At 57.5% G+C, this 9,255-nt stretch carries 13 protein-coding genes and 1 tRNA gene; 8 read left to right on the forward strand and 6 right to left on the reverse strand.

From position 1 onward, the window contains the following. Positions 1 to 171 (forward strand): Txe/YoeB family addiction module toxin (locus F8J34_RS09550; protein WP_297058897.1); only part of this gene is annotated, 171 nt, incomplete at its 5' end. A gap of 309 nt (positions 172 to 480) precedes the next feature. Here F8J34_RS09550 and F8J34_RS09555 read toward each other — a convergent pair. Further along, a complete protein-coding gene (locus F8J34_RS09555; protein WP_297058867.1) occupies positions 481 to 1,668 on the reverse strand; it encodes an aspartate aminotransferase family protein in 1,188 nt (395 codons plus the stop codon). Between the two features lie 48 nt (positions 1,669 to 1,716). On the opposite strand from F8J34_RS09555, the gene F8J34_RS09560 reads away from it, so the two are divergent. From F8J34_RS09560 to F8J34_RS09590, 7 genes are all read left to right on the forward strand, one after another. Next, positions 1,717 to 2,019, forward strand: coding sequence for a metalloregulator ArsR/SmtB family transcription factor (locus F8J34_RS09560; protein WP_297058869.1), 303 nt, complete (start codon positions 1,717 to 1,719; stop codon positions 2,017 to 2,019). Then, on the forward strand, positions 2,000 to 2,167 hold the full coding sequence (locus tag F8J34_RS09565) for a hypothetical protein (RefSeq protein ID WP_297058872.1): 168 nt from the start codon (positions 2,000 to 2,002) through the stop codon (positions 2,165 to 2,167). The genes F8J34_RS09560 and F8J34_RS09565 overlap by 20 nt, the downstream gene beginning before the upstream one ends. A gap of 24 nt (positions 2,168 to 2,191) precedes the next feature. Beyond that, positions 2,192 to 2,437 (forward strand): winged helix-turn-helix domain-containing protein, encoded by a 246-nt coding sequence (locus F8J34_RS09570; protein WP_297058875.1) that lies wholly within the window; start codon positions 2,192 to 2,194, stop codon positions 2,435 to 2,437. A gap of 227 nt (positions 2,438 to 2,664) precedes the next feature. After that, a complete protein-coding gene (locus tag F8J34_RS09575; RefSeq protein ID WP_297058900.1) occupies positions 2,665 to 3,348 on the forward strand; it encodes a DUF5714 domain-containing protein in 684 nt (227 codons plus the stop codon). 14 nt (positions 3,349 to 3,362) lie between these two features. Next, on the forward strand, positions 3,363 to 3,572 hold the full coding sequence (locus tag F8J34_RS09580) for a hypothetical protein (RefSeq protein ID WP_297058879.1): 210 nt from the start codon (positions 3,363 to 3,365) through the stop codon (positions 3,570 to 3,572). 166 nt (positions 3,573 to 3,738) lie between these two features. Continuing rightward, entirely contained in the window at positions 3,739 to 4,974 is a 1,236-nt protein-coding gene (locus F8J34_RS09585; RefSeq protein ID WP_297058882.1) for a sulfite exporter TauE/SafE family protein, read from the forward strand. A gap of 18 nt (positions 4,975 to 4,992) precedes the next feature. Then, positions 4,993 to 5,604 (forward strand): hypothetical protein, encoded by a 612-nt coding sequence (locus tag F8J34_RS09590; RefSeq protein ID WP_297058884.1) that lies wholly within the window; start codon positions 4,993 to 4,995, stop codon positions 5,602 to 5,604. 15 nt (positions 5,605 to 5,619) lie between these two features. On the opposite strand, the gene F8J34_RS09595 is transcribed toward F8J34_RS09590, so the two are convergent. The 5 genes from F8J34_RS09595 to fabF all read right to left on the reverse strand — a co-directional run. Next, a tRNA-Gln gene (locus F8J34_RS09595) sits at positions 5,620 to 5,694 on the reverse strand. A gap of 21 nt (positions 5,695 to 5,715) precedes the next feature. Beyond that, positions 5,716 to 6,651, reverse strand: coding sequence for a dCMP deaminase family protein (locus F8J34_RS09600; RefSeq protein ID WP_297058886.1), 936 nt, complete (start codon positions 6,649 to 6,651; stop codon positions 5,716 to 5,718). Then, complete coding sequence (gene glyA, locus F8J34_RS09605) at positions 6,648 to 7,898, reverse strand: serine hydroxymethyltransferase (protein WP_297058889.1); 1,251 nt, start codon at positions 7,896 to 7,898, stop codon at positions 6,648 to 6,650. Before glyA ends, F8J34_RS09600 begins: the two co-directional genes overlap by 4 nt. After that, positions 7,891 to 8,343 carry a ribose 5-phosphate isomerase B gene (gene rpiB, locus F8J34_RS09610; protein ID WP_297058891.1) on the reverse strand — a complete coding sequence of 151 codons (453 nt, stop codon included), beginning with the start codon at positions 8,341 to 8,343 and terminating at the stop codon, positions 7,891 to 7,893. Before rpiB ends, glyA begins: the two co-directional genes overlap by 8 nt. 4 nt (positions 8,344 to 8,347) lie before the next feature. Further along, the coding region (fabF, locus tag F8J34_RS09615) for a beta-ketoacyl-ACP synthase II (RefSeq protein WP_297058894.1) at positions 8,348 to 9,255 on the reverse strand (908 nt) is incomplete at its 5' end.

A 9,255-nucleotide genomic window follows, 5' to 3' on the forward strand; every position in this document is an offset into this window, starting at 1 on the left:
GAATGCCTTAAGTCTCCTTTCTCCGGCACAGGAAAGCCCGAGCCTCTTAAAGGAGATCTCAAAGGGATATGGGCCAGACGAATCAGCAAGGAACACCGCCTGGTCTACACCGTAGAGGAGGACATCATTACCATCATCTCCTGTTACTCCCATTATGAAACCGTCAAATAATAAGAAAATCGGGCTTGAGCAAAAGATCCCGGTTTTGTCAAATCCGATTATTTTCGGTTGTGAGGAATCTCATGGAGACCACCCCCGAAACCCGAAGGCGTTGATTCTCAAGGGATTCAGGCCTGGTCTCCATATAGGTCTCCACAGAGATGGAAATCATGTCATTTTTGAGTGGAGCAAGCGGAAGATTTGCAAAGAGAGAATGCGTATGATAAAGATTGAGAAATGATACTTTGGCTTCCTAATCCCGGAGTCGGAGGTTCGAGTCCTCCCGGGGGCGTATCCATGGAGTCCTCCTTTTATTTGACTTTAAAGAGAGGCAAGGATCTCTTTCAGGGCGCCAAGGAGGGCGTCTATTTCCCGATAACCTATAATAAGAGGGGGGCTCAAGCGTAAGACATCCGGCTTGGGAGCGGTGGTGAGAATACCCCGGGAAAAAAGGGCCTGCATGAGTTCTGAAGAAGAAACATGGGTCTCAAGGCCCAGAAGGAGTCCCGCTCCGCGAACCCCTTTTACTTTTTCTGGAAATTTTTCCGCCAATACCTGAAGCCCTTTGCGCAGGGCCTCTCCCTTAAGTCGTACCTCATCGAGGAAGCCCGGGGAGAGCACCCTTTCGAGCACCGCTAGAGCGGCGGCGCAGCAAACCGGGTTCCCCCCGAAGGTGGAGGCATGGGAACCCGGGGTAAGGGCCGCCATGACCTCCTCCCGGGCGAGCACCGCCCCCAGGGGAAGTCCGCCGGCAAGCCCCTTGGCCAGGCAGAGGATATCGGGCTCGACCCCGTAAAGTTCGTAGGCAAAGAGCCGGCCGGTGCGGCCGATCCCGGTCTGGATCTCGTCGAAGATGAGGAGGGCCCCCGCCCGGTCGCAGGCCTGACGTGCGGTCTCGAGGAACTCCCGGCTAAGGGGAATCACTCCCCCTTCTCCCAGGATGGGCTCGAGGATCACCGCGCAGGTCCGCTCGTCAACCGCCTGGATCAGGGCCTCCGTGTCGTTGGCCGGAACATGCACAAAGTCCGGGACCAGGGGCTCGAAGCCCTCCCAGTAAGCGGGTTGCCCGGTGGCCGAAAGGGCTCCATAGGTCCTTCCATGGAAGGAGTTTTCGAGGGCCACGATCCGGGTCTTTCCGGGCCCGGAGCGGAGATAAGCGTAGCGGCGGGCCAATTTCAAAGCGGTCTCCACGGCCTCGGCCCCGGAGTTACAGAAAAAGACTCTTTCGGCAAAGGAATTTTCCACCAGGACGCGGGCTAGGCGGGCCTGGGGTTCGGTCCAGTAGAGATTAGAAACATGCAGGAGTCTTTCGGCCTGCTCTTTTATGGCCCTTACCACTTCCTCCGGGGCATGGCCCAGGGCACAGACCGCGATTCCGGCACAAAAGTCCAGATATTCCCGTCCCTCCTCGTCAAAGAGTCGGCTTCCCTTTCCCCGCACGAAAGCCACGGGAAAACGCCGGTAATTGGCGGCCAGATAGGTCTCTCCCAGGTCTTTGATTATTCCCATCAAGACTCCTCCTTAAAACTTAAAATTTCTGGTAAGATGGACTATAACATGAATCAAGCTCAGCGCCGCCTTCTGATCCTCTTTAAGGCCCTGGCTGACGAAAACCGTTTGCGCATCCTGGAGGAATTGAAAGGCGGGGAACGTTCGGTTACCGAACTGGTGGAATCTCTGGGAATCTCCCAGCCCCTGGTCTCCCATCATCTTCGAGAGCTCAAGCTGGCCGGCCTGGTAGATCGGCGCAAACAGGGTCCTTTTGTCTTTTACAGGATCAGGGATCTTCGGATCTTCGATTTACTGAACCAGGCCCAATCCCTTTTTCCGGAGGCAGGAAATGAAGAAGGATCTCTTTAAGACCCTCTCGGTGGAAGAAATGAAAGATCTTTTGCGGGAGTTGCTGGCCGAACTCTATCAACTCCTGGAGGAAGAGGAACAGGAGAAACTCTTTCTGGAACTTTTCCGGGGTGAAGAGGGGCGGGTCCCCTCCATGGTCTATTACTGACTGGCCAAGTGCTTTGACGCGGGCGTGGACCCGCGTTCGGTCTGCAAGGGAATAGTTTCCGCGGTGGGAGAAAAGGAAAGCCTTCCCGAGGAGGTGCCGGAGGACCTGAAATACCTCTTCGAAGAATGGCTTGACGAACTCACGGAGGAAACCCGCAAGATTCTCTCCCAGGAGCCCGGGCTTTCCATGGTGGAATTGGCTCGCCGACTCCGGCTCTCCCCCGAAGCAACGGCCTATCTCTGCAAGAGACTGGAACGGAATCTTCAATAAGCCCTTTTTCTACCTCGGCCCCAAGGGCAGACACCTTTTCTTATCCCGGAGATCCCTCTTCTCAGACCGGACTTACAATGGGGCTTGACTTTAAATAAAAATATTTTAATATGTTGATGTAAAGGAGGAAAAAGATGAGGTGTGGAGGATCCGGAAGATTTACCTGAAGGGGGGATACAGGCTCCCGGGAAGGGGGTGTAAGAGTCCCTACGAAGCCTGTGCATTGCATGGTCTGTGGAAAACCTCTGGTTTATCGGACGCAGGCCCGGACAGAAAAGTGTTTTTATTGCGGGAATAAAAAGCTCGCCTATGTGGTTTGCCCGGAGAGACATTTTGTATGCGATTCCTGTCACGGACAGGCGGTAAAGGATTCCCTTAAAGAAAGGATCCTTCGTTCCGAATCTTCGGACCCTGTGGCCCTCTCTTTGCGGTGGCTTGAAGAATATCCCTTCCCCATGCTGGGGTGCGAGCATGCCTTTCTTGCCGCCGCTGCTCTCCTGGGGGGTCTCAGGGCCGCCGGGTTATCTCTTTCCGACCCTGAAATCGAGGAAATCTTTCATCGCACCGAGGCCCAGGCCCGGGGCGGATTTTGCGGACTTACCGGAATCTGCGGGATAGTCCCGGCCCTAGGAGCAGTTCTGGCCTATCTTACCGGGTCCCGCTGCGGAACCAACCGGGAACAGCGCGAGGTCATGCAATTCACCGGCGATCTCCTGCACAGGTTTTCGGAACTTACTGGGCCCGGCTGCTGTAAGGCCTATCTCTGGGCCGGCCTCGAAATGGCCGCACAAAGAATAGAAGAGTTCTTTCCCCAGGTTAGAATCCGGTGCTCAATTCCTCTCTGTTCCTTCTCCGACCTTCATCCCCATGGCTGCCGAGGGGCCCGTTGCCCTTACTTTTCCAATTCTTAAAAGGAGGGTGAGGTATGAAATTTACCATCATCATTTCCCGGGACCATCCCGAGATCGTTTGGAACGCCTTTCGGCTGGCCAATTTGATTCTCAGCCAAAACGATGAGGTGGTGATCTTCTTGAATGGCCCCTCCGTAAATTACCGAAGGCTTCACTCCGAAAGATTCCCTATCCTTGATCTGGCCAGGAAATTCGTCTCGAACAAGGGCATCTTCAAGGGCTGAGGGAAGCTTATGGAAATCCACGGAGTGGATGAAGACGAATATCTCCAAAAGGGGTCCCAAAAGTTCCTTTACGAAAATATCAGAGATAGCGACAAGATTCTTTGTTTTTAAAACCAAAATTTGATAATGATGGATTACGAATTCATTTATTACTGAGGGGGGAGAGATGAAGGTAGGGAGGCATCTTTTCATGTTTCTTTTGCTGGTGGCTTTTTCGGTGTGGGTAATGGGTCTGCAAAGCGGGGTGGTGGCTTCCGGGAAGGGGACCTCCGGCCCGTCTTCCCCGGTGGCTGCCTGTAAGGTGCCGGTTAAGAGTTCCCTGGGGCTCTCCGGCAAGCTGGGGCGGATCATTGCCCAAACCCCTATTTGCGGCCCGGGGTGCACCCAGGGATGCATCGATCCCTCGGCTCCGCGGGGATATCTGGGCCTCCCCGGAGGCCCCAGGCCTCACCTCCTGATCGGACTCCTCTGGGCCCTCTGGGTGGGCTGGATCTTTTCCACCGTAGGGGCCTTCGGGGGTATCATGGCCGGGGTGGGACACATTACCATCTTCGGTCTGGCCAACTACGCCAAGGGATTCAAAAAGACCAATCTGGCCCTCAACGAGTTTCTCACCGACAGCATCCGGGTCTCCAACATGTTTCTGGTGGGGCTCAGCGCCCTGGTTTCCACCGCCAATTACTGGCGGATGAAACGCATCGTGGCCCCCCTGGCCGTGGCCATGGCCATCGGAGCGGTGGGAGGGGCCTTCGGTATCGCCGAACTGACCGCGGGTAAGATCTCTCTGCGGGAATATATCGGCTATTTCGGGCTGGCGGTCTTTCTGGTGGCCGGGTTTATGTTCTATGGTACCACCCAGCGGGCCCTGGCCAAGAGAAAGGCCGCCCGGGAAGCGGCCAAACGGTTCGAGAAGGCGGCCCGAGAGGGGGGAGAGGCCGCCGAGGGGGTCAAGGTCCTGGAGCTGGGCCTTACCCGTTGCCGCTTCACCTTCTACGGGGTGGAGTTCCAGTTCAATCCCCTGGTGGCGGCCCTGGGAGGTTTCTGCATCGCCATTATCGCCGTTTTCCTGGGCATAGGAGGCGGGTTTCTCCTGGTGCCGTTCATGACCGATGTCGTCAAACTGCCCATGTTTATCGTGGCCGGGACCTCGGCCTTCGTGGTGATGATCAAGATGATCATCGGCATAGCCACCTATATGCTGATCAAAGGGGTGCGGGTGTGGTGGCCCCTTATCGGCACCGAGCTGGTGGGTATCTTCATCGGGTCCATGATCGGCCCCCGGACCCAGAAGTATATCCCCGATATCTGGCTCAAACGTCTTTTTGTCCTCCTGGCCATCTATGTGGGCCTGCGCTATACCTCCAAGGGTTTTCTGGGACACAGCATCGTGCCTCCCTATTAAACCCGGAGGAGAACAAAGATGCTCCGCGAGCTCTTTCTCTGGCTGGACCGGCTCTTTCTTCCGGCCTATCACCTGGTGCGAGACCCGGTGCTAGCCTATTTTCTGGGGACCTTTCTTCTGGCCCTGGGATGTGTGGTTCTGGGGCAACTCCTGCTCTATCTCATGGTGGCGGTGAACAGGAACTATACGGAATCCCTTCTTGCGGAACTGGTGCACTGGAACAATCTGGCGGTGGAGGCGGTGGAGAGAGGGGAGGGGGAGGCCTACCGGATCTTCAACCAGGAGGCCAACCAGGTCTTCGGGAAGCTCTTTTTCCTGCATCTGGCCCAGTCTTCGGCCTTTCTGGTGCCGATTCCCTTTGTGCTTTACTGGATGCAGGTACGCTTCGGGACGATAGAGTTTCCGCTTCCCTTTCGGGTGCCGTTTCTGGGGAGTACGGTCCACTATCTTTTCACCTTCGGGATGCTCTATCTTTTTGCCTACTGGTTTTTCGGGCTGATCAAGCGGAGGTTGCCCCTTTTTTCCCGGTGGGAGAGGATGCTTGAGGAGACCGGGTCCACGGTGCGGCGGATGAGAAGCCTGGCCGAAGTGCTGGAAAAAAGGATCCGGGTGGGGAACCGGATCAGGTAAGGTCCTAAAAAACAATGGCTGGGGGGCTAGGATTCGAACCTAGACCGGTGGGTCCAGAGCCCACTGTCCTGCCGATTAGACGACCCCCCAGCTCCGGAAAGTAAATATAGCCTAATCTTCCCCGAGGTCAAGACTGCGGAGATAAAGGGTAAGAAAGGGCCGGGTCAGTTTATCCATTTCCCGGGCCAGAGATACAGCCATGGCCAGCACCTGGCGCAACCCCTTCAGGTCCAGCCGTTCAAAGCAAAGCTGAAACCGGCCTTCGGGACCCAGGGTGAATTCCCCCGAAAATCCTCCCACCGAAACCGGAAGGGTCTCTCCCGGATGGGGGAATAATACCTCCCCGAAGAATTCCTCCTCGAATCCACCCGGGGTTTCCACCTCGAAACTCACCTCCCGAAGGCGGGGTTGGATCTTGGCCTGATAGCGCAGCTGGTTTATGAGAGCCTCGGGATGGGGCACCCGGTAGCGCCCTCCCTCCTCAAACACCGCCAGAAACTCCGTGGGCTGGAGACGTCTCTTGGAGGTGGGATAGGGCAGGATCTCGGAAAGACTCCTCAGGGTTTCCTCGGAGACCGTAATCTGGCGAAACTCCTCAAGCCCGGCCTCAGCGATGGCCTCGCGCCAGAAACGATCCCGTTCAAAGTCCCGGCTCTCGTAATCGTATTCGTAATACACGGCCCGGATCCCGGCCGAGGCGATGAGTTTCAGACACACGTAACAGGGCGCAAGCGTGCAGTAAAGTTCCGCCCCCTCCACCGAAATCCCGAAACGGGCGGCCTGGGCGATGGCGTTGGCCTCGGCATGAGTGGCCCGACAGAAATTATACTTATCTATGTCCGGAATGCCCTTTTCCCGACGGAAACAGTATCCCGGACCACGATCCGTACAGTGCCAGGCCCCGGGCATAGGGCCATTGTAGCCGGTGGCGAGAATCCTTTTGTCCTTGACGATCACCGCCCCCGAAGGCCGGGAGTTGCACCCGGAACGCAGGGCCACCATCTTGGCCAGCAGCATAAAATATTCCGGCCAGGGAGGACGACTCATAAGCCCAGATCCGCATAGACCGGAAATTCGGCACAGAGTCTCACGACCTTCTCCCGGATGTCGCGAATAAGCCCTTCGTCTTTCGGGTTCTTGAGCACCGCAGCCATCCACTCGCCGATCTTTTCCATCTCCGGTTCGCGCATCCCCCGCGTGGTCACCGCCGGGGTACCGATACGAATTCCGCTGGTAATCCGCGGAGGTTTAGGATCAAAGGGAATGGCGTTTTTATTTACGGTGATCCCGGCTTGCGCCAGGGCTTCCTCGGCCTCGGCCCCGGTAAGCCCCTGAGGGGTGAGGTCCACCAGGAGGAGATGGTTGTCCGTGCCGCCGGAGACCAGACGAAACCCCTCGGCGGAAAGGACTTCGGCCAGGCGTCGGGCATTGGCCACCACCTGCTGCTGATAGCTCTTGAATTCCGGCTTTAAGGCCTCCCGGAAACAGACCGCCTTGGCCGCAATGATATTCATATGGGGGCCCCCCTGAATGCCCGGGAACACGGTTTTATCCAGAACTTTGGCGTAACGCTCGCGAGCCAGGATAAACCCTCCCCGGGGGCCACGCATGGTCTTGTGGGTGGTGGAGGTTACAAAGTCGGCATAGGGCACCGGGGAAGGATGGATCCCTGCGGCCACCAGCCCGGCAATATGGGCCATGTCCACCATGAGATAGGCCCCCACCTCTTGAGCAATCCGGGCAAAGGCCTCAAAGTCTATCACCCGGGGATAGGCGCTGGCCCCGGCTACAATCATGCGAGGACGGTGCTCCAGGGCCAGACGGCGTACCTCCTCATAGTCTATGGTCTCCGTTTCCCGGGAAACCCCATAATGCACAATCCGGTAAAGCTGTCCGGAAAAATTCACCGGGGCCCCGTGAGAAAGATGCCCTCCGTGGGCCAGATTCATGGAAAGGATGGTCTCTCCGGGCTTGAGCACCGCAAAATAGACCGCCATATTGGCCTGGGTCCCGGAATGGGGCTGGACGTTGGCGTACTCGGCCCCGAAAAGAAGCTTCAGCCGTTCCCGGGCCAGATCCTCCACCCGATCCACGTACTGACAACCTCCGTAATAGCGCAGCCCGGGATAACCCTCGGCGTACTTGTTCATAAGGGGAGATCCCTCGGCCTCCATCACCGCCCGCGAGGCCAGGTTTTCGGAGGCGATCATCTCCAGCTGCCCGGAAAGCCTTTCGGCCTCCCCCCGTATGAGTTCCCATATTTCCGGGTCCACTTCTTTTACCCTTTCAAACATTTTTCAGACTCCGCGCGTATTCCTCAATGAGTTCAAGCCTTCGGGCATGCCGCCCGCCCTCAAAAGGGGTCTCAAGGAAGATCCTTACGATCTCCAGGGCCAGGGCCTCTCCAAGCACCCGGCCTCCCATGGTAAGGACATTGGCGTCGTTGTGCAGCCGACACATGCGGGCCGTATAACAGTCGTGACAGAGAGCGGCCCGGACCCCGGGGAAACGATTGGCCATGATGGTCATGCCGAGGCCTGTCCCGCAGATGAAGATCCCCCGTTCGGCCTCCCCGGAAAGGAGCTTCTCAAGCCCCTTGGCCCCGAAGACCGGATAATCCACGGATTCACAGCTGTGGCACCCCACATCCAGGACCTCGTGCCCCTGCTCCTCAAGATAGGCCTTGATCTTTTCCTTGAGGTCAAACCCGGCATGATCGGACGCCAGCACAATACGCATGGCCTTATCCCTCGAATTTCTTAAAAACCAGGACCGCGTTGGTCCCCCCGAAACCAAAGGCGTTGGACATGGCCGCCCGCACCCGCATGGGCCGAGCCTGATTGGGTACATAATCCAGATCGCATTCCGGATCGGGTTCCTCGTAATTAATGGTGGGGGGGATCAGGTCCTCATGCACCGTTTTTACCGTAAAGACCGCCTCTATCCCTCCGGCTCCCCCGAGAAGATGTCCGGTCATGGACTTGGTGGAGGAGACGGCCAGACGATAGGCATGTTCCCCAAAAACACGCTTGATGGCCTTGGTTTCCGCCGCATCGTTTAGGGGGGTGCTGGTCCCGTGGGCGTTGATATAGTCTATCTCTTCCGGGGAAAGACCGGCATCCTTCAAGGCCATTTCCATACATCGGGCCGCTCCTTCTCCTTCGGGGTGCGGCGCGGTCATGTGATGGGCGTCGGCGGTAAGACCGTAGCCCACAAGTTCGGCATAGATTCGAGCCCCCCGGGCCCTGGCGTGTTCCAGGTCTTCCAGCACCAGGATTCCGCAGCCCTCGGCCATAACGAATCCGTCCCGCCGGGCGTCAAAGGGCCGGCTGGCCCGCTCGGGTTCGTCGTTTCTGGTGGAAAGGGCCTTCATGACCGCAAAACCGCTCACCGAAAGGGGAGTGATCAGGCTTTCCGTCCCCCCGCAGATCATAATATCGGCAAGTCCCTCCCGGATGAGCCGAAAGGCCTCGCCGATGGCGTGATTGCCCGCCGCACAGGCCGTGCACACCGCCGTGTTCGGTCCCTCGGCCCCGAAAAGGATGGCCACCTGCCCTGCAGCCATATTGGGAATAACCATGGGGATGAAGAAGGGGGTTACCCGGCGCCAGCCCCGCTCGCGCAGGATCAGGGTGTATTGTTCCACCACTC

The organism is Thermosulfurimonas sp. (assembly GCF_015491435.1).
Lineage (GTDB): Bacteria > Desulfobacterota > Thermodesulfobacteria > Thermodesulfobacteriales > Thermodesulfobacteriaceae > Thermosulfurimonas_A.